This window comes from Aquirufa regiilacus, from assembly GCF_032470275.1.
Classification (GTDB): domain Bacteria; phylum Bacteroidota; class Bacteroidia; order Cytophagales; family Spirosomataceae; genus Aquirufa; species Aquirufa regiilacus.
Map to the genome: position 1 here is coordinate 146,396 of NZ_JAVNWW010000005.1, position 20,516 is coordinate 166,911.

Consider the following 20,516-nt stretch of genomic DNA (forward strand, 5'->3'; position numbering starts at 1 on the left):
AATCCATAAAAAAGACTTATTGCCAAATTTGAAGAAAAAATAAAATGAAAAATTTCACTGAGCCACTAATAGAAAATAAGGTTTTCCATATCTATACCCGCGGTATCGATAAAAAACCAATTTTTCTTTCCGACAAACATTACCGATCGTTTCTCTGGAAGTACCATAAAAAAGTAAGCCCCTATGTTGACACTTTTGCTTTCTGCCTTTTAGGTAATCATTTTCATCTATTAATTCGGGTTAAAACTTATCAAGAGATTGATAAACTGACTGATCTAAAATTATGTCCAAAACCCAAAGGACCAATTGGACTATTTATCAGCCGAGTTTTAGGAGATATTTTGAATTCACATGCACAAATGTTCAATCGTGCGACGGATCGAACAGGCGGATTATTTGAATCCCCCTTTAGAAGAAAACCCGTGGATTCATTGATTTACTTGACGCATTTAATCAAATACATTCATTTAAACCCTGTAAAGCATGAAATTTACAGTAATTATGAATTTTACCCTTACTCTTCCTATCAGGAATATTTAAAATTCAAACCACGAATAATTAATAAAACTGAAGGTTTAAATTTCTTCGGCAACCTGGCCATTTTTGAAAAATTTCACGAAACAGACACTTCTTCAGAAGAAAAAATATCCAAGTTACTGATAGAATAAAATTGAATATAACACGTTTGAGCGGTAACGCTGCCGGGGTCTGCGACCCCGGCAGCGTTTACCCTACATCTCCTTCTTTAAAAACCTCCCCGTTTCACTTCCCTTCACTTTACAAATCTCCTCTGGCGTACCCGATGCAACCAATTTACCTCCCGCATTACCACCCTCGGGGCCCATATCAATCACATAATCCGAAACCTTAACAACATCTAGGTTATGTTCGATAATCAAAACGGTATTTCCCTTATCCACCAACTTCTGTAAGACGTCTAGCAACAGCTTTACGTCTTGAAAGTGCAGACCGGTCGTTGGCTCATCTAAGACATATAAAGTCTTCCCAGTATCCTTTTTAGACAATTCCTCTGCCAACTTCACCCGTTGAGCCTCACCACCCGACAATGTTGTAGCGTGTTGGCCTAAAGTTATATACCCCAACCCCACTTCCGACAAGGTTTGAACCCTCCGATGAATGCGCGGTTGATGTTCAAAAAACTCAAGCGCTTGCTCAACTGTCATATCCAACACGTCGGATATAGACTTTCCTTTGAAGCGAACCTCTAAAGTTTCCCGATTAAATCGCTTTCCTTTACACGTTTCACATTCCACCAACACATCCGGCAAAAATTCCATCTCAATCTTCTTCCGACCAGCTCCTTCACAATCCTCGCAACGACCGCCTTTCACATTGAAACTAAATCGGCCGGCTTTATAACCTCTAATCTTTGATTCCGGTAACTCGCAATACAATGCACGAATATCTGTGTACATGTTTGTGTAGGTCGCTGGATTTGAACGTGGAGTACGCCCAATAGGCGATTGATCTACCTCAATAATCTTATCAATATGCTCAAGACCCGAAATCGACTTGAATGGCAATGGATCTCTCTTTGAGCGATCAAAGTGTTGTTTCAATTTCAACACCAAGGTATCATGAATCAAGGTAGACTTACCTGAACCCGAAACACCTGTTACCGTAATAAATTTCCCTAAAGGAAATGTAACCGAAACACCCTTTAAATTATTCCCAGATGCGCCTTTCAATTCAATTAAATGACCATTTCCGGATCTACGTACCGCGGGTGCCTTTATCGCCAATGTCCCATTCAAAAATTGAGCTGTGGGGGTTCCTAATTTCACAAACTCCGCTGGAGTTCCACTACCTATCACCTGCCCACCATGTCGGCCTGCACCCGGACCAATGTCCAAAATATAATCGGATTCCAGCATCATATCCTTATCATGCTCAACAACCAACACAGAATTCCCCAAATCCCGTAGATCCTTCAAAGCCTGAATCAACTTTTCATTATCCCGCTGGTGCAATCCAATGGAAGGCTCATCCATAATGTACAATACACCCACCAACTGCGTTCCAATTTGGGTAGCTAACCTGATCCGTTGGGACTCCCCGCCCGACAAGGTCTTCATTGGTCGATCTAAAGTCAAATAAGTCAAACCAATTTGTGTCAAGAAAGAAACACGCTTCCGAATTTCCTTCAATACTTCCGCACCAATTTGCAATTGGCGTTCTGAGATGCGCGAATCGATATCTTCCAACCAAGCAGCCAGCTCGGCAATATCCATTTGGGCTAATTCTCCAATATGCTTATCTGCAACCTTAAAATGCAAAGCCTCCTTCTTCAAACGATAACCCTTGCATTCCGGACAAATCTTGATCACTAAAAAATCACGTAACCAATCTTGCGTTTTCTCAGAACCACTCTCCTGCTGACGCTTTAAAAAATTGATTATTCCATCGTATTTTGAATTCCAGTCGGAACCCACATATTTCTTCGATGGCACGGGAACGGGTTCATCCGTACCATACAACATCACTTCCACCGCCTCGCGGGGAAACTTAGCAATAGGGGTTGATAAACTTACTTGATAAGGCTTCAGCAAAACCTCTAATTGCTTAAAAATCCACAACTCCCGATATTCTCCAATCGGTGCAATAGCACCACGTAAAATGCTTAATGATGTATCTGGAATAACAGATTCCTCGGTTATTTCTTCCACCACACCGAGACCCGAACAACAAGGACAGGCGCCGTAAGGACTGTTGAATGAAAAAGTATTAGGAGCTGGCTCATCGTAAGACAAACCCGTCTTAGGATCCATCAAAGTCTGAGAGAAATAATGCAATTTATTGGGGGCATCCAAGACAAAAACTTGCCCTTTACCCACATTCATGGCTGTTTGTAAACTTTGGGACAAACGTACACGCTCATCTTCCGTGATTACTAATCTGTCCACAACCACTTCAATATCGTGCACTTTAAAGCGATCTAATTGCATCTTGGGTTCGATATCCATCACTTCCCCATCGACGCGCACTTTGGTATATCCCCATTTGGCAATCTGTACAAACAATTCACGGTAATGGCCCTTCCGCCCCTTAACAACGGGCGCAAGCAAAACAACTTTACCGTTTGCAAATTGAGAAAGCAAGGTCCCAATAATTTGGTCCACGGACTGCTTCACCATCTTCTCCCCACTCAAATACGAGTAAGCCTCTGATGCACGCGCATACAATAAACGCAAGAAGTCATAAATCTCCGTTACGGTACCCAGGGTCGAACGTGGATTTTTAGAAGTTGTTTTTTGCTCAATGGAAATAACCGGCGACAAGCCTTCAATCTTATCTACATCCGGGCGTTCCATATTGCCCAAAAATGAACGTGCATAAGCAGAAAAGCTTTCCATGTAGCGACGCTGCCCTTCGGCATAAATGGTATCAAAGGCCAAAGATGATTTTCCTGAACCCGAAATACCCGTCACGACTACCAGCTGATTCCGAGGAATCGAAACATCAATATTCTTCAAATTGTGCTCACGAGCACCCAATACCTCAATATGTGAAAAACCCGTTAAGTCCATGCCTGCTGCTAAAAATTCAATCCATAAAGGTACAAAAAAAGAGGCTGCCCTTTTCGGGGCAGCCTCAAGAAAAACGAGATTATCTTATTTATTCAATAACTCATCAAATGTAATGCTTACATAGTACATACTTCCCACAGTTGGGTTAGCCCAACCTGTTGTGTATGGTGTACCAAATAAGTTAGTAGCTCCCACTTTTAAGATAGATTTCAAGCCAGACAATTTCTTGCTCACTTGCGCATCTAACGTATTAAATGAAGGAATTAAACTCTGTTGTGACTGATTAACCACTTGGTTAACAATCGATGATTGCCAAACAAATTTCTCTTGGTATCTCCAAACTGCATTTACACCCCAACCAGATCCACCGATGTTACGGTTACCAATTGTAATGTTAGTACGGTAGTTTGGCGTGTTGAATGCCAATTGGTAATTATTCAAACCACCATTATCCTTTACTGCGTTATAAGATACGTTCGTTCCTAAAGTCCAGTTAGAGCCTAATTGGTAATCTAAACTCAAGCCCCATCCATTTGTAACAACTTCATTGTCAACATTTGAAGGGAAAGAGTAAAGTTTGTTACCCAAAACAGCAGGATCTTGATGCTGAGCAGGCGTTTGAACAACAACTTGACCCGCAGAGAAGTTGGTGAAGTTTGATTGATATACATAGAAATCAGCCAAAATACGATCACCTAAAAATCCTTTATAACCGAATTCAAGTGTGCGAACTTGCTCAGGCTTCCAAGCCTTTGATTGATATGGAGCTGGCTTACCTGCTAATACAGATTGCAAGGTATATGAGTTACCTGAAAGTTTGTAACGATCTTGAACTACTGCTAAACCTCCTAATAAACGAGCAGAAGGTGTCTGCAAGTCAATGTATTGGTCTTGTGTCGTAGGAATACGGAAACCTGTTTGGTAAGAAGCACGGAAGTTTGAACGTCCTTCCGAGTAAACCCCTGACAAACGTGGACTAAATTGTCCTTCAAAATTTTCGTTCTTATCATAACGTAACGATCCAGTCAATTTGAATTTGTCAGCAAACATTTTCTTCGCCACTTGTGCATAAGCACCAAACTCATTGATTGTAAATTCATTTCCTGCATTATCTAAAGCGAACAAAGTTCCTTCAGAGTTCAATGCATATTGACGATAATTTGCACCTACAATCATTTCAACTTTATTGTTCAACTTTTCAGTCAAATTGTACATCCCTTCTAGGTGATACAAAGCCGACTTATCTGTAAACTTAGCACCTCGTGGTAACGCTTGGCCTTTGATTGCCTCAACAGCTGTATTAAACGCCGCTGTTCCAGGAACCAAACGACCTACATCCGCTACCGAACGAGCTGTTCCATGGTAGTATGGAAAACTAGCTTGTGTACTTGCAATGGCAGTTCCAACAGCAGTAGTAGGATTTCCTGTTTGCGCTAATGTTGTTTGTAACACCTTTCCGAAGTTTGTTAATGCCAAACCAGCAAATGTGCTAAAGTATTCTGGATACCAAGCCTGGCTAGGTTTCGCTGCTTCGTTGATCAACTGGCCCAATGTACCCGTTGCATAAGCATCACCTGAATTTTCTTGCGTCGTGTAAGCACGTAAGAAGAAGTTAGAACCTTTTAACTCTGCCTTGTATTGTCCCATCGAGAAGTTCTTAATCGAATAACGATCAGCTCCTGTGTACATTGCTGTACCTTGACCATAAGAACCTTGTAAAATCAATTCTACTTTATCGTTGAAACGATAGTGCAATGCAGCATTAAATTTGATGTTACGATTTGCATATGAAGCGATATCGCTTTCTGCATAACCTTGACGAGAAATCGCTACGTTAGGAACGATGTAACCTAAAATAGCTGATGGAGTCAATAAACCTCCTGTCGCCTTTGAAATTTGGTTAATTCCAGCAGTTAATGGATTTGTTGGCACACCTAATAGTGGAGTCAATGATGACAACATATTTACATTTGTCTCATCACCATAAATACCTACACCATTGTAAGCCAAATTCGTTGAACGATCACCGAAACCTAATGAACGGCCGTTCAATAAACTTTGATCACGCGTGTCTGTAGCAGCCCAATCTTCCGCACTTAACATGTTGAAGTTGATCTTATAAGCCCATTTGTTATTGATCGCTTTCGCATAACGCAAAGAAACATCTCCATAAGGAGTCAATGCCTCAGCACGATTACCTGCATACATCGCACCGGCTTTCACCTGTGCACTTAATCCTTGGTACAAGAAAGGTGATTTTGAATTCATCAAAATGATACCGTTCATCGCATTGGGTCCGTATAGCGCAGAAGCAGCTCCTGGTAAAACCTCTAAGCCTTCCAAATCCAACTCTGAAATACCTACGATATTACCTACCGAGAAGTTCAAACCTGGCGCTTGGTTATCCATGCCGTCAATCAATTGAACAACACGAACGTTACCATTGCTATTGAAACCACGCATGCTGATGGAAGAGAAATTCACAGATTGTGTACTCACCTCTACCCCTTTCATGTTGCGTAAAGCATCATAAAAGTTGGCCGCTGGCGTCTCACGAATCGAACGCAAATCCATTTTTTCGATTGAAACTGGAGATTGCAATACTGATTCCTCAATACGTGAAGCCGAAACAACAACGTCTTGACCTAACACAGATTGCTCTTTTAAATCGATTTGAATATCTGATTTTGCAGATTTAACTGCAATTTCTTGACGCTCATATCCAACCATTGAAACGGAAATCGTAAATGGAACTGGAGTTGATGTCGTAAATGCAAAATGTCCATTTGCATCGGTAATTGTACCAATTACCTTCCCTTTAACCGATACACTTACCCCGATTAATGGTTCCTTTGATGCCGCATCTTTAATCGTTCCCCCAACCTTTGTCTGAGCAACTGCTGCAAACGCAAGTAAAAAGACAACCGTAAAAACCGGCAAGATTTGAGTAAAAAGTTTTTTCATAAATGTGATTGTTTGAAGTTTCTGTTAACGTTTTTATACACTTCTTTAACAAAGCTAAACAAGAATTAAGAATTTGCCCAATGATTCATATTAAAAATATACCAATTTTTCCGAAAATATTTTAATTATAAATAAATCTTAGCTTCCAATCCTACCAAAATGCTTCCGTAACGACATAATTCTTAGTAGCTTTGATCAATTATTTGACTCATGCAGCAAACACGTATTTTTTTAAAAACCCTCCTAATACTCTGTATTACAGCAGCTTGCAAAACTCAAGAGCCCGCTCGATTATCCATTGCATGGAAAGAAAGCCCTGTGCCTGCTGAAATTGACTATAACGCATCTGAAAATTGGGCTGCCTTACCCGAGCGGAAGGACGCTGCTGATGCAATTCCTACTAATTCCCCGCTAAAAGATGAACAACAACAGGCCGTAGCCGATGTATTTTTTGTTCACCCCACGATCTATACCTACGCTCCCACGACAGCATATCAGTGGAATGCCAACGTGCAGGACCAATACCTCAATCATAAAGTTGACTCATCTACAATCTTGAACCAGGCTTCTATTTTTAACTCTGCAGGAAGGGTATTTGCTCCGCGCTACCGGCAAGCTCATTATTTTGCTTTTGTCACGCCGAACAAGGCGGATAAAGATGCGGCGCTTCAAATAGCCTACTCGGATGTTAAAAAAGCCTTCGAATATTACCTGAGCCATTATAACCAAGGAAGGCCATTTATCATTGCTTCTCATAGCCAAGGAACTGTACATGCGACAAAACTGATCCAAGAGCTTATCGATGGCAAGGACCTACAAAAACAATTTATTGCAGCCTATTTAATTGGTATTGCCACACCCAAAAATACCTTTAAACAAATTAGCCCATGTCAAAATGCGGATCAAACGGGCTGCTTTGTTGCGTGGACGACGTTCCAACAAGGCTATTTGCCACCGTGGCATCCGGGTAAACCGACTGAGCTTGTCTCAACAAATCCATTAACTTGGACGCTCGATGAAAACTTTGCTTCGAAGAAACTTAATGATGGTGGCGTATCCTATGGGTTCAAGTGGGTTAAAAACTTTGCTGACGCACAAAATCATCAGGGCATCCTTTGGATCAATACGCCCTATGTATTCGGTAGATCATTTGTACGAATCAAGAATTGGCATCAAGCCGATTTGAATTTATTTTACGCACCCATCCGAAATAATGCTAGCAATCGGGTTTCGGCTTACTTAAAAGCAACAAAATAATATGCAAAATACATACCTCATCATTATGGCTGGCGGCATTGGCACACGTTTTTGGCCAATTAGTCGGAGTGCAAATCCCAAGCAATTTCACGATGTGCTGGGCGTAGGTAAAACGATGCTTCAACAAACAGCCGAAAGATTTGAAGGAATAATTCCACAAGAGAATATATATGTAGTAACCAGCGAAGAATTTGCCGGTATTGTCAAGGAACAGCTACCCTATTTGACGGAAGAGCAAATACTACAAGAACCCCAACGGAAAAATACGGCACCCTGTATTGCTTATGCAGCCTATAAGATTGGGAAAAAGAATCCTAACGCCACACTGATTGTAGCACCCGCGGACCATGTGATTATTAAAGAAATTGCTTTTCAAAATCATGTTAGAGCCGCTATTGAAACAGCAAAAGAGGATGTATTGGTAACCTTGGGGATTCTTCCTACTCGACCAGATACAGGCTATGGGTACATTCAATTCCAACCCGGAGAAACAACAGCCAAAACAGTCAAAACGTTTACTGAAAAACCTCACCTTGAACTAGCTGAAGCCTTTTTAGAAAGTGGTGATTATGTTTGGAATGCGGGCTTATTTGTCTTTAAAATTCCTGTATTTAAAAAGGAATTGGAAAAGCATCTTTCACGCCTGGCTGAACAATTTGAGGAAGGAGAAGAGTTCTATTTCACTAGCGAGGAACAAGATTTTATCCGCAAAGTCTATGCGGTTTGTAAAAGTGTATCCATTGACAATGGCATCATGGAGAAAGCGCAGATTGTTAAAGTAATCCTTGCCGATATTGGCTGGTCCGATCTAGGAACATGGAAATCACTCTATGAAATTCATGACAAGGATTCTAACGGCAATGTGATTGACGGCAACGTGATGATCTATGATACTCAAAATTGCATCATCAAAACCCCAAGCGAGAAATTAGTTGTCGTTCAAGGATTACAGAACTTCATTGTTGCAGAACATGAAAATGCCTTAATGATTTGTCCGCAAGATCAAGAACAAGAGGTGAAAAAGTTTGTGGAGGCTGCTACCTATTTGAACCCTAAATACTCTTAGGCATTCGCCAAATCAATCATGGCTTGAAAATCCGAGAGCAATTTAATATTAGCAGGAACTTTACGATCCGGTTGTAATATTTGATAGCCTGTTAACAAGACCTGAGATTTGGGAAAATCCTGTGCCATCTGAACTAGATAATCATCGATTAGCTCCGCATTGGGTTCAGAAGTAAATACGCTAAAAATATAATCGGGTTGATGAATTTCGTAAGCCAACTGCAATTCCTCATAGGGCAGAGATTGGCCTAAATACACCACCGAATGTTTACGGGCACGAAACACATAATTCGCAAATAAAAGTCCAATTTCATGCAATTCGCCTTCCGGCAAATACAAAAGGAATTTCTTCGAGTCTGGCTTTAAACTTAAATCTTGTGAATCAATGTTGGCAATCAGTTTTTGACGAATCAGATGACTGATGAAATGTTCCTGTGCGGGTCCCACGGAACCTGATAACCATAATCCGCCTAGTCGGCGCATAAAAGGATAAATCACATGCAACATATAGCTCTCGAAGCCATGCGCATTAATCATATTTTTGGTTAATAATTGAAATTTGGCTTCATCCAAATCCAACATAGCCAAGGTCAATGCTTGAATTTGTTCGGGAAAATCGAATTGACTTTCGGACAAATGTAAAATGTGCGATGCCATTTCGGCCTCCGACATATTCGCAATGGCTGATATCTTAAATCCGCCTTTATCTTGAAGTAAAGCAATATTGAGAACACGCTTTAACTCCTCGTCGGTGTAGGTTCTGATGTTCGTTTCCGTCCGACTCGGTGTCAAAATGCCATAGCGTTGTTCCCAAATGCGCAAGGTATGCGCTTTGATTCCGCTTAAATTCTCTAAATCTTTAATTGAATATATGGCCATTCCACGAATCTGTATAGTAGGCTAACGAATCTAATGGTAAAATGTTTAAGAAAAGATTTGCAATAAAATCCAATGTCCCAAAAAGAAACAAAATTGCAAGACAGCGATGAGTCGAAATAAACTCGATTTCGTAGATAAACCCGCCGTGTTGTACACCCAATGAAAAAAGAAACTAGCTAACCACCAGGCACCGAAATTCTGCACGGGTACCGTATTCCCTGCCCATTGCCAGAAATCATAATGCATGGCAACGGGTTCAATTAATAAATCCAAGGCCGTCATCAATCCTGCACCTATGGCTGCCTTTCCAATACGCCCTTCTATATTCCATTCTGCGACAACGGCATTCGTTGCGATGACTAAAATAACCCAATTTAGCCCGATGGTAATCGGAACATTCATCACTTGAAATCCAAGCGTCTTTCCATACGCATAAGAACCAAATATTTGGCCCGTTTTCACGCCCACAACTTCCAGCATCCAACCAGCAAATGCCAAGGCAAATAACATGATATAGGCGTTTTTATTGGGATTGGGATAATAAACCACACAGATAAAGGCCGTAAACCAAAGCGTCAAGGGTACCAAAGAGGTAAATAGCTGCGCCGTTTCAGGAATATGCATACCTAATAATCCTGCAGCATAGACGACAATCAAAAAACGTTTTAAAAATTGTGGATTCATATAATATTTTATTTACCAACCCGCGGGTTTTTGTAACTCGATGCCATCCTTTCCCACTAGCTTCATGGGAAATTGACACTCGATTAATTTTTCTTTGGTAATCAATTGACTTGAACGCGCCTCCTCCTCTAATGTTTCGTTTTCGCGCAGTGGAGGAAACAACATAACCACCGATTTTGAAGCAAAACTTTCATTGACAGCTTCAACACAAGGAGTAAAATCCGTATCGCCGGAAACCACAAATGCGACATCATAAGCATCCAAATGCGCATCCATGAGTAGATGCGTCGCCAAATTGACATCCGTCATTTTCTCCGTAGGCGTCACCCATTTGTGATTACATTGATAACATTCAATGGTTTTACTATGGTAAGATCCAAAAATCAAATCAACCCCGGATAATTCAAGCGCATCCAAATACGTTGCTTGGCGTGCTTCTTTCGCCACATCATGGGTTAAACGAGACGTAAAGAATTTTACAGCGACCAAGGATTGACCAGAATCTAGAAAACCTTCCATCAGCTTCTTAACATCTAACCATTTACAATACTTCAGGCCGGCATCGACCATGCCAAAATATAAATTAGAGCCATCGATGTAAGCAATTACGCGCTGCTTGGATTCGTTCATGCCCAAAAATAAAAAAAAGTCCTGGCATTATACCAGGACTTTTCAAATGAAACGGGCGGATGATGGGACTCGAACCCACGACCAAGCGCACCACAAACGCCTACTCTAACCAACTGAGCTACAACCGCCATTTAGGACTGCAAAAATACGGAAAGCTTGCAATAATGCAAACCTTAGGATAAAAAAAGCGGGAGATTTTTTTCAAATCCCCCGCAATAAATTATTTCTGAGCTGCTACGTAACGCGCCTCAGCCTTGTTCCAATCGATCACACTCCAGAATGCATCGATGTAATCCGGGCGCTTGTTTTGGAATTTTAAGTAATACGCATGTTCCCAAACATCTAATCCGATGACAGGAAATCCTTTTACATCCGCGACATCCATTAATGGGTTATCTTGATTTGGTGTAGAAGAAACGGCTACAGAGCCATCTTTTTGAGAAACTAACCACGCCCAGCCTGAACCGAAACGCGTTAAACCTGCTTTTTTAAACTCTTCTTTGAATGCATCAAATGAACCGAATTTCGAATCGATTGCTTTTGCTAACGTTCCTACGGGAGCCCCACCACCGTTTGGCGATAAGATATTCCAAAACAAATCGTGGTTAAAGTGACCACCACCATTATTACGAACCGCCGGAGATAGGGTTGAAATCGTTGTAAACAATTCTTCCAAAGACTTTCCTTCTAATTCCGTTCCAGCAACAGCTGCGTTCAAATTCGTCACATAGGCATTGTGGTGACGATCATGGTGAATCTCCATCGTCAATGCATCGAAATGCGGTTCTAATGCGTTATTCGCATAAGGTAAAGGTGCTAATTCAAAAGCCATATCTATTAAAATTAAAATTGTGAATTACCTATTGATTTTAGTAAACACGAATTGCGACAATTTTGTTCGCTTTCCCTATCGTTTACGTGAAAAAAATTCTTTTAATAATGCCTCCGATTCTTCGGCTAAAATCCCCCCAATAATTTCTGTTTTGGGATGCAAAACAGTTGAACCCAACGCACGAAAACCTCGTTTTTCTTCCAAAGCCCCAAATACCAGTCGGCCCAATTGCGACCAATATAATGCCCCCGCGCACATCAAACAAGGCTCAAGCGTTACATATAATGTACAATCCTTTAAATATTTCCCCCCGATTGTCTGCGCAGCTGAAGTAATGGCAAGCATTTCGGCATGTGCCGTTACATCGGTCAATATTTCAGTTTGATTAAATGCCTTCGCAACAATTTTGCCTTGACAAACGACAACTGCCCCTACGGGGATTTCATCCTCCTCTAACGCCTGTTCAGCTTGTCGGAGCGCCAATCCCATGTAATATGCATCTTCATTCAAGACCATTAGGCAGGCATTTGAATCACGCGATTACGCAAATAAAAATCCAACAGAACGATGGCAGCCATCGCTTCTACAATGGGCACTGCACGAGGTACAACACAGGGATCATGTCGGCCTTTGCCTGAAACCGTAATCTCCTCGCCCTTTTCATTCAAGCTTATTTGATCTTGCATGATGGTAGCAACAGGTTTAAATCCAACGCGGAAGTAAATGGGTTCTCCATTCGAAATACCCCCTTGAATACCACCTGAATGATTTGTCAACGTTTTTAAAGTTCCATCAGGACGTTTTTCAAACAAATCATTATGTTGGGAACCACGTAAAGCAACCCCGTCAAAACCACTTCCGTACTCAAAGCCTTTCACGGCATTGATACTCAACATCGCCTTGCCTAATTCAGCATGCAATTTATCAAAAACAGGCTCTCCTAATCCTACTGGACAACCAGTAATATAAGCGGAAACAACACCCCCAACCGAATCACCCTCTTTCCGGATACCATCAATGTAAGTGAACATCTTTTCAGCTAAGACTGGGTCAGGGCAACGAACAGCATTGGATTCCGTTAAACTCAAATCCAATTGCTCGACTGGGGTTTCTAATTTCAATGTCCCCACCTGCGATACATAAGCAGTGATTTTTACCCCCAGTTGATTTAATACTAATTTCGCCAATGCTCCTGCCGCAACACGAGCGACAGTCTCACGTGCCGACGAACGTCCGCCACCGCGGTAATCCCGCAATCCGTATTTCGCAAAATAGGTATAATCCGCATGCGAAGGGCGGAATTGATCTGCGATATGCGTGTAATCTTTCGAACGCTGATCTCCATTCCATACCAACATGGCAATAGGAGTACCCGTAGTCTTACCTTCAAAAACCCCAGAAACTACTTCAACGGAATCAGCCTCTTTACGCTGTGTCGTAATACGCGATTGACCGGGTTTGCGTCGATCTAATTCTGCTTGAATAAATTCCAAGTCAAAATTAATGCCTGCTGGGCAACCCTGAATCACGACACCCACAGCCGCACCATGTGACTCGCCGAAGGTACTTATCTGAAAAATTTTACCGTATATACTCCCCATATTACTATTTTGACGCCCTCCAAAAAAGGAAGACAATGAATCCAAACATGATAATCAATACAAAATTAACCAATTGTCGCCAGTTGACCCAGCGATTCCATTGTACTTCTAAACTGTCTTGTTGCTCGATCGACTCATAAATACCTCCTTTTTCTAACGAGGTATCTAATTTCCGATCACGCGGTTGGCCTTTGACAGTCAAAACCAATTTTGAACGCAAGGTATCAAAACGCGCCTTATCAACATTGAAATAGATCCAATTAAAATAATTGGCCAATGCAAAAGTACCGGCTTGCTCCGGAATTATACGAACAATGTCCGATTTATTCCCGAACATTTGATCGCGGTAAGGAAATACAACACGCTCCGTTGATAAAAGATTAAAACTTAAAAAATAATCCGATGCGACCGCCTTAGTATCCCATAGAATACTATTCCCATCGCCTAAGACCTTAGCGCGATACGTAATGGGATCACCTGTTTTAGCCACATTTTTATCTATCTCCTCTACCAAGGTATAGCGTCCCACAGGAACCCTACCGGAAAGAACGTGCTTAGGCATAGCTTTCGGATGAATAGAAAAAGCTGCTGATTTCAGGAAAACAGGTCTTTTCTCTGTGGATTTTACCTTTTGCAATACACGCAATTGAACAGATGGAATTTGAATAACATGCATATCCAAAGGAAAATAGGTTGCTTGAAAAAACCGATATTCCGTATACTTTTTACCTCCAAAAGTCACCTTCAATACACGTTCTACTTGTAAATTGAAGTTTTCTTCCCAACAATTATGCGGCCTGATTTGCTGAATCAGGGCCGGTATTTGAATATCATTCCGATCGAAACTCAACTCCATCGTATTATTCGAGGGCACATACAATGACATGGTCAATGTAAACGATTGGCCAACGTACGGACGATCGATCGTTGATCGTACGAGAAAAAAGGGTTTATTATTCGCTAGATCAACAGTATTAGGAACCTGAATTTCACTTGAGACATCATCTTGCTTCTCAATTCCCGGAACAACTACGATGACAAATGGCTCGATCTTAAAAACCTGTTTATTGACTTCTAATTCCAACAAAGGCACCAATACATTTCCAGGTCCGTTTGCTTGATAATATTGCGTAAATGTTAATGTCTGCTCAACTTGCTCATTCTCAAAATTAGAGGCTTTACTCCTACTGACCCCCAATTTCCTAAATCCATTGATTTCAGGAAAACGATAAGTAGGCAATTGCTCTGTGGCAGTAACGGAAAACTGAATACTGAATTGATCCGTTGTAGAAATAGATTTTGCGCCTATTTGAACGCTAATATTTTCTTTTGCTTGGCAAAACGCTTCCGCGGAAGGCAGGAATAGCCCCATGTACATAACCAGCAAAAAGCACAAAATATACCGCATCCCCGCAATTTACACAATTATCGTATTCAAGCACAATCACCAAAGACGCATACGGAAAGAAATACCCAGTGCGACATACCATGAATCACTTGTACGAAGACTCTTCCCAGCGGATACGTCAGCTTTGATGTGATCAGAAACATAATAGGCTAAGCCCCCATCAATCCAATGGTCCGTAAATTGTGATTGAGGGAAACGACCAAAAATCTCAGCATAGGCATAACCTCGTTTACCGAGGTTAACATTGGGAGCAATTCGGTAAATTCCCTCCACAGCCCCATCCGAATGATATTCAGCGCCCAAATTATATCCAATTCCCCAAGGTCCACCTAAGCTATTCTGAAAGGTTAATATAGTTTCCCCAATCGAGTGTGGAATCGAATTTAACTCACTTTGATCTCGATGATCCTGATTGACGTGGTATTGGACGATAAGTGCTGAACGTGGGATAAACCCTTTCTCTTTGAATAAGTGTGCCTTAAATCCGAATGATTCATTCGAAATTCCACTTCCTGGCTCATGCAGCACGGTGTAGCGTAATTCTACTAATGGATGAACACCTACTTTCAATAGGCTTGTTGGCAATAAATAATGAACTTGACCCGCTTCGCTAGCGCGATTAAAGCCGATTTCCGCTTGAAAATAGCCTTTCTTGACAATAAAAGGACATTCCGTTTGATCGGGACGATCTGTCTCAATTCGACCGCTTTGTTGGGCCCAAAGCACATGGCCCAAAAACAAAAAAAAGATAACTCCGTAGCGCATGCCACGAAGATATAAATTTTTAGACTAATCTAAAATTTATTTTTTGCGCCCAAAAGAAAAGCCGAGCGCGCCATAGACCTCCCCAAACCATATACTTTGATCGGCGGAGTCGCCTGTTTGACCTGTGGTGCGAATATCCCAAAGCGTCGTGTAACCTCCTTTCACCGTTGTTTCAAAGAATAATAGCTTGGTCAAATTCAAGCGCAAACCTGTTTTAATAGATGCCCCAGCCCCTGCTAAATTCCAGAAATTATTACGACCCAAGGTAAACAATCGCACATCGGAACGTGGAACCACAGCCCCCAAACCAACACCATTCATCCACTCCAATTCCAATTTCCCTACACTTGGTTTCCATAAGGACGTATAATGCTCTAATTCCACAGAAGCATAATTAAATCCATCCGTATGTTCAAAACGTAAAAAATCCTTTGAAGCAATGGTAAAGGGGGTATTCGAATAGGTCCCTACATAGGTGGGATTGATCGTATATGCAGGATTAGATACCTGCGCACCGATTGTCCCGCTAATGTGTGAAGCCTGATCAGGTACCATCACATATTTCATGTGATCCCAGCCTAGGCTAATGGATAAATTATCCTGAATGAAATAGCCCACATGCAGATTAAACTGTGGAACAGAAAACAAATTCGGGTTAAAATAGGTGGTAAAACCGTCAAAGGGCGTAGGCGCATCAGCAGCCTCAACGTTTGCTAACGTAAAATCATAACCATTGCCTGCAAAGTGAATATCGGAATTGGCATAATTAGACCGATTATATCCCCAAGTGACATTATAAGAACCTTTACGCCCTTCATGTTGGGCTTGTAATAGAAACGGGAAACAAAGTAAAAAAACGTAATAAAACTTAGCCATTCGAGGTGAAATTTGAAAAGACAAAATTGCAAATAATTCCAGGGATAAAACTGATAAAATGCTGATTTTAGTCAGAATTTTAAAAGCAATTGAAAATATTTCAAGAACATTGGCGTAAATTGCATGTCCAATTATTGCCTAAAAGTAGCTAGGAACAATCTTGAAACATAAGCCTGAAAGGCCTTGATCAACATGAAAAAAACAACACCTAAATTTGAATATAAAACCTTCACCCTCGGCGAAGCCTTGACGGAGGAACAAAAACAATACTTCCAGAAGTATGGTGTTATACAATTCAAAAACTTCATTTCAAACGAAACTGCTGAACTATTCATTGCTGAGCTAGGAAAAATTGAGGCTAATTGGTTAGCTGAGGGCGTCGAAAAAATCAACGGAATCCCTTTAAAATTTGGCAAAGATCCAGAAGGGAAAGACATGATTCAACGGATGTGTTTTACGAATAAGCACAGTGACGTTTTAGCTGAATTCCTAAAAGATCCACGATTCGAATTGTTATTGGAATTCCTTGAACCTTATGAAGGAAGAATGGGTTCCGACGAAAAAGACGGTTTAGTATTCAACCATTATATCAACCAACCCAATTCCAAGTTCACTCAAATGGGTTGGCATACAGACTCCCCGCGTGATTTGTTCTTAGGACAAAAAATTCTACCGATGTTAAACGTAGGGATTCACCTAGATAAATGTCCCTCTTCCAACGGAGGATTACGCGTTTTACCAGGCACCCAGAATCAAAGCATGTTAAAATTACTGTTTGGTAAAAAACAATTCATTGATCATCGTCCAGATCCACGTGAAGCAGCTTTTGAAATCGACCGTGGAGACTTAACGATTCACGATGGCCGCCTATGGCACCGCGTTGAAGTATCTCCGAATTTTGGCGAAAAATCAAGAAGACGTGTCATGTATGTTCCCATTATCACAGGAAAATACAAACCAAAGTCTTCCACGAGTAAGACTCCTTTTTATCACCGATTTGCCAAGGTGGTAACCAAATAATAAAAAAGGCCATCCGTTGGATGGCCTTTTTCTATGCTTGCGACTCCATATAGGATTGCAAAATGATTGTCGCCGATACTCGATCGACATTTCCTTTTTCCCTTCGATCTTTTTTCGACATGCCTCCTGAAATCATTGCTTGCATCGCCATTTGCGAAGTAAATCGCTCGTCATGCTCAACAATGGGCATGGCCGGAAACTTCTTTTTAAAATGCTTGATGAGTACGCGGACACCATGTGTAGAATCCGTATCTGAACTATCCAAGTTCTTTGGCATTCCGATGATCACTTGATCGACCGCCTCTTTGGCAAAATAAGCTTGTAAATAGTCCAACAACGTGTGCGTAGGAACTGTTTCCAATCCCGTAGCGATAATCTGCAAGGAATCTGTTACTGCCAAACCCGTACGCTTTAATCCAAAGTCAATGGCTAGCAGTCTTCCCATATTAGTTAATCAAACCCTTATCACGCATAATTTTATCCATCAACTTACGATCATTGTCATTATTGAAAATCGCTAATGGCAAGTAAATGAATTGGTATTTACCCATTTCTAATACGTAGGCTTCTTTATCCTTATAGGCCGACAAAATCATATCCCACTTTATCACACCACCTTCTTTGTCGGAGATTTTCATGAATATCTGCCGACTATCGATTTCGTAACGGTATTTATCGAATAGTTGCTTGTATTGTGCTAATTGAGTGATACCTGTAAATTGGATTAACCAAAATAAGATATATCCAATCACACCGATAGCTAAAAAGATGTAGATCCAATAGTTTTTATACGTGCCCGACAGATTAAGAAAGACATTTAGTCCGACTAAAGCCAAAGGTAGAAACGCCCATTTCCATTGGTTAGCGAATAATTGACGCATGCACATGGCAATGTATTTATTCTTCTCTAAGCCGTATTTCTTCGTTTTTATTGCTAAAGGATTGGAAGGTGCTTGCATTTGGGCACGTTGTTGTGCTCCGTAATTCTTAGCCATAGGTAATTAATTTAAACGCTAAATAAAGGCCAAAGGTACAAAAATTGGATAATTTTGGGTAATTTTAGTCGGCTAATTTAGACAATAAGCGAAAGAATATGTCGGCAAAACAAGTTTTAGACGGACCCGCTCTCCTACAGAAAATCAGACGGATTGCTTTTCAAATATTTGAGAACAATTTTGAAGAACAAGAAATCATCATGGCAGGTGTTCATGGACAAGGGTATGCACTTGCTGACATGTTGAGCAAACACCTCAAAGAAATCTCAACGATTAACGCGATTCCGGTAGAAATTAAACTGAACAAAGAGGTACCCTACGAAAGTCCGGTTCAGTTTTCCGCCGATATTAAAACATTCGAAAATAAGGTCATTATTGTCGTTGATGATGTACTTAACACAGGCCGCACTTTCTCTTATAGCCTAGCACCCTTTTTAAGTATCCCGGTAAAAAAACTTCAAGTTGCTGTTTTAATCGACCGAAACTATCGCAAATTTCCCATCGCGGCAGATTACAAAGGTTATGAACTTTCCACGACCATTGCAGAACATGTGGAAGTCATTGTAACGGACGACGTGAAACGAGGTGTGTATTTGAAATAACTAAGACTGCCAAATTTCCCAAGCCTTATCCGCTTGCCCATACAGCATCTCAATACCTGTATGGATTCCGCCAGCACCATGCGCTAAGCCATTCCTCAGAAAGGTTGTTTCCAAGGGATTGTAGACAATATCATAGAGGTAATGTTGGCCTCTCAATAATTCATAAGGAATAGGCGGACAAGCTGCTTCATTCGGATGCATGCCCAGCGGCGTTGTATTGACAATTAGCCCAACAGATTCCATTAACTGCGGTAATGCTTCGTATGCAACAACACCCTCACCTGCCTGGCGAGATACTTTAATGACAGGAATCCCCAAGTCCTCAATCGCCGCGATAACCGCTTTGGCTGCGCCCCCTTGACCCAAGACCAAAGCACTAAGTGATTTAAAATGCGGATAAGCAGGCCAGGCCTTTAAAGTTCCTTGAAAACCAAAATAATCCGTGTTGTACCCACGCGTACGCCCATCCGGCAAAATCTTAATGGTATTCACGGCACCAATTCGCGCGGCAGCAGGATCAATTTCATCTAGAAATGGAATGATTTGTTTCTTATAAGGGATTGTTACATTAAAACCTTTGATTGATTCCGTACCTAATAGCGCTGGAAAATCTTCAATCGTTGGGATCTCGAATTGCGTATAGGCATGTGAATCCTGTAAGTCTAATTGCTCAAACTTTTCCGTAAAATAGCGCTTTGAAAAGGAATGTCCCAGGGGATAACCGATCAATCCGAACAAGGAATTCATCTTATTTCTTTGAAAATTGTTGCTTGAGAACTCCTACAATAATGGGCAATACCGATACTCCAACGATTCCCAAAACGACTTTCTCGAAATTATCTTTAATCCAAGCGTTATCTCCTAAGAAATAACCCGCGAGTGTAATGCTTATCACCCAAAGGCAAGCACCCACTACGCCAAAAAACAAATATAAAGGATATGACATCCGGCCCGCGCCTGCAACAAAAGGGGCAACGGTACGTACAATCGGGATGAATCGAGCTAAAATAACCATTTTAGCGCCGTATTGCGCATAAAACGCTTCTGTTTTTTCAATATGCTCACGCTTTAAAAACAAGATTTTTTCTCGGCTTTTTACCCATTCACTGAAGTTGCGACCAATGTAATAATTCAATTGATCACCCAATAGCGCAGCGATAATCATCAATGGAATAACCGTCGTTAAACTCAGTTGGCCACTTGCCGCTGCTAATAAACCCACAGAAAACAGCAAAGAATCTCCGGGCAACAAAGGCATAATAACAAAACCCGTCTCGACAAAAATAATGGCGAACAACAAAGCATAAGTCAATGACCCATTTGCCGCAATAAAATCACTCAAAAATGTCAAGGGATCTTTAAGTAAATCGAGTATGATTTGAAGCATCTG

General features: G+C 41.1%; 20 protein-coding genes and 1 tRNA gene. 5 read left to right on the top strand and 16 right to left on the bottom strand.

Translation table 11 applies throughout. The annotated features are described in order from the left end of the window. Positions 1-44 precede the first annotated feature (44 nt). Positions 45-668, top strand: coding sequence for a hypothetical protein (locus tag PQG45_RS10305; RefSeq protein ID WP_315576850.1), 624 nt, complete (start codon positions 45-47; stop codon positions 666-668). A gap of 63 nt (positions 669-731) precedes the next feature. Here the strand turns inward: PQG45_RS10305 and uvrA are convergent, their stop codons facing one another. Together uvrA and PQG45_RS10315 are read right to left on the bottom strand one after the other, a co-directional pair. Continuing rightward, positions 732-3,548, bottom strand: coding sequence for an excinuclease ABC subunit UvrA (gene uvrA / locus PQG45_RS10310; RefSeq protein WP_315576848.1), 2,817 nt, complete (start codon positions 3,546-3,548; stop codon positions 732-734). An 84-nt stretch (positions 3,549-3,632) separates the two neighbouring features. Beyond that, the gene (locus PQG45_RS10315; protein ID WP_315576846.1) at positions 3,633-6,512 is read right to left on the bottom strand and encodes a TonB-dependent receptor; all 2,880 of its coding nucleotides are present in this window, start codon (positions 6,510-6,512) and stop codon (positions 3,633-3,635) included. Positions 6,513-6,722: 210 nt separating this feature from the next. Between PQG45_RS10315 and PQG45_RS10320 the strand changes: the two genes are divergently transcribed. Together PQG45_RS10320 and PQG45_RS10325 are read left to right on the top strand one after the other, a co-directional pair. Then, entirely contained in the window at positions 6,723-7,769 is a 1,047-nt protein-coding gene (locus tag PQG45_RS10320; RefSeq protein ID WP_315576844.1) for a DUF3089 domain-containing protein, read from the top strand. A 1-nt stretch (position 7,770) separates the two neighbouring features. After that, positions 7,771-8,835: a mannose-1-phosphate guanylyltransferase gene (locus PQG45_RS10325; protein ID WP_315576843.1), complete on the top strand. Its 1,065-nt coding sequence runs from the start codon at positions 7,771-7,773 to the stop codon at positions 8,833-8,835. Here PQG45_RS10325 and PQG45_RS10330 read toward each other — a convergent pair. The 10 genes from PQG45_RS10330 to PQG45_RS10375 all read right to left on the bottom strand — a co-directional run bounded on the left by PQG45_RS10330 (position 8,832) and on the right by PQG45_RS10375 (position 16,509). Next, positions 8,832-9,713 carry a MerR family transcriptional regulator gene (locus PQG45_RS10330; RefSeq protein ID WP_315576842.1) on the bottom strand — a complete coding sequence of 294 codons (882 nt, stop codon included), beginning with the start codon at positions 9,711-9,713 and terminating at the stop codon, positions 8,832-8,834. The two genes, PQG45_RS10325 and PQG45_RS10330, sit on opposite strands and share 4 nt — an antisense overlap. 45 nt (positions 9,714-9,758) lie before the next feature. Then, positions 9,759-10,397, bottom strand: coding sequence for a carotenoid biosynthesis protein (locus PQG45_RS10335; RefSeq protein ID WP_315576840.1), 639 nt, complete (start codon positions 10,395-10,397; stop codon positions 9,759-9,761). 12 nt (positions 10,398-10,409) lie between these two features. Further along, a complete protein-coding gene (locus tag PQG45_RS10340; RefSeq protein ID WP_315576838.1) occupies positions 10,410-11,027 on the bottom strand; it encodes an NYN domain-containing protein in 618 nt (205 codons plus the stop codon). A 54-nt stretch (positions 11,028-11,081) separates the two neighbouring features. Beyond that, a tRNA-His gene (locus tag PQG45_RS10345) sits at positions 11,082-11,155 on the bottom strand. A 92-nt stretch (positions 11,156-11,247) separates the two neighbouring features. Then, positions 11,248-11,859 carry a superoxide dismutase gene (locus tag PQG45_RS10350; protein ID WP_315576836.1) on the bottom strand — a complete coding sequence of 204 codons (612 nt, stop codon included), beginning with the start codon at positions 11,857-11,859 and terminating at the stop codon, positions 11,248-11,250. Positions 11,860-11,934: 75 nt separating this feature from the next. Continuing rightward, positions 11,935-12,375, bottom strand: a complete 441-nt coding sequence (locus PQG45_RS10355) for a nucleoside deaminase (protein ID WP_316070827.1) — start codon at positions 12,373-12,375, stop codon at positions 11,935-11,937. Further along, positions 12,375-13,460, bottom strand: a complete 1,086-nt coding sequence (gene aroC / locus PQG45_RS10360) for a chorismate synthase (protein WP_315576832.1) — start codon at positions 13,458-13,460, stop codon at positions 12,375-12,377. The genes PQG45_RS10355 and aroC overlap by 1 nt, the downstream gene beginning before the upstream one ends. Positions 13,461-13,464: 4 nt before the next feature. Further along, on the bottom strand, positions 13,465-14,868 hold the full coding sequence (locus PQG45_RS10365) for a BatD family protein (RefSeq protein ID WP_315576830.1): 1,404 nt from the start codon (positions 14,866-14,868) through the stop codon (positions 13,465-13,467). A gap of 36 nt (positions 14,869-14,904) precedes the next feature. Continuing rightward, positions 14,905-15,633 carry a transporter gene (locus PQG45_RS10370; protein ID WP_315576828.1) on the bottom strand — a complete coding sequence of 243 codons (729 nt, stop codon included), beginning with the start codon at positions 15,631-15,633 and terminating at the stop codon, positions 14,905-14,907. 36 nt (positions 15,634-15,669) lie between these two features. Further along, positions 15,670-16,509, bottom strand: coding sequence for a hypothetical protein (locus PQG45_RS10375; RefSeq protein ID WP_315576826.1), 840 nt, complete (start codon positions 16,507-16,509; stop codon positions 15,670-15,672). A gap of 192 nt (positions 16,510-16,701) precedes the next feature. Between PQG45_RS10375 and PQG45_RS10380 the strand changes: the two genes are divergently transcribed. Then, complete coding sequence (locus tag PQG45_RS10380; protein ID WP_315576824.1) at positions 16,702-17,529, top strand: phytanoyl-CoA dioxygenase family protein; 828 nt, start codon at positions 16,702-16,704, stop codon at positions 17,527-17,529. A gap of 31 nt (positions 17,530-17,560) precedes the next feature. Here PQG45_RS10380 and ruvX read toward each other — a convergent pair whose 3' ends face one another. Next, on the bottom strand, positions 17,561-17,974 hold the full coding sequence (ruvX, locus tag PQG45_RS10385) for a Holliday junction resolvase RuvX (protein ID WP_315576823.1): 414 nt from the start codon (positions 17,972-17,974) through the stop codon (positions 17,561-17,563). Between the two features lies 1 nt (position 17,975). Next, entirely contained in the window at positions 17,976-18,524 is a 549-nt protein-coding gene (locus tag PQG45_RS10390; RefSeq protein ID WP_315576821.1) for a YcxB family protein, read from the bottom strand. Positions 18,525-18,622: 98 nt separating this feature from the next. On the opposite strand from PQG45_RS10390, the gene PQG45_RS10395 reads away from it, so the two are divergent. Beyond that, positions 18,623-19,126 (top strand): phosphoribosyltransferase family protein, encoded by a 504-nt coding sequence (locus PQG45_RS10395; RefSeq protein WP_315576820.1) that lies wholly within the window; start codon positions 18,623-18,625, stop codon positions 19,124-19,126. Here the strand turns inward: PQG45_RS10395 and PQG45_RS10400 are convergent, their stop codons facing one another. Then, the gene (locus tag PQG45_RS10400) at positions 19,127-19,873 is read right to left on the bottom strand and encodes a shikimate dehydrogenase family protein (RefSeq protein WP_316070828.1); all 747 of its coding nucleotides are present in this window, start codon (positions 19,871-19,873) and stop codon (positions 19,127-19,129) included. A 1-nt stretch (position 19,874) separates the two neighbouring features. After that, on the bottom strand, positions 19,875-20,513 hold the full coding sequence (locus tag PQG45_RS10405; protein WP_316070829.1) for a VTT domain-containing protein: 639 nt from the start codon (positions 20,511-20,513) through the stop codon (positions 19,875-19,877). Between the last annotated feature and the right edge of the window lie 3 nt (positions 20,514-20,516).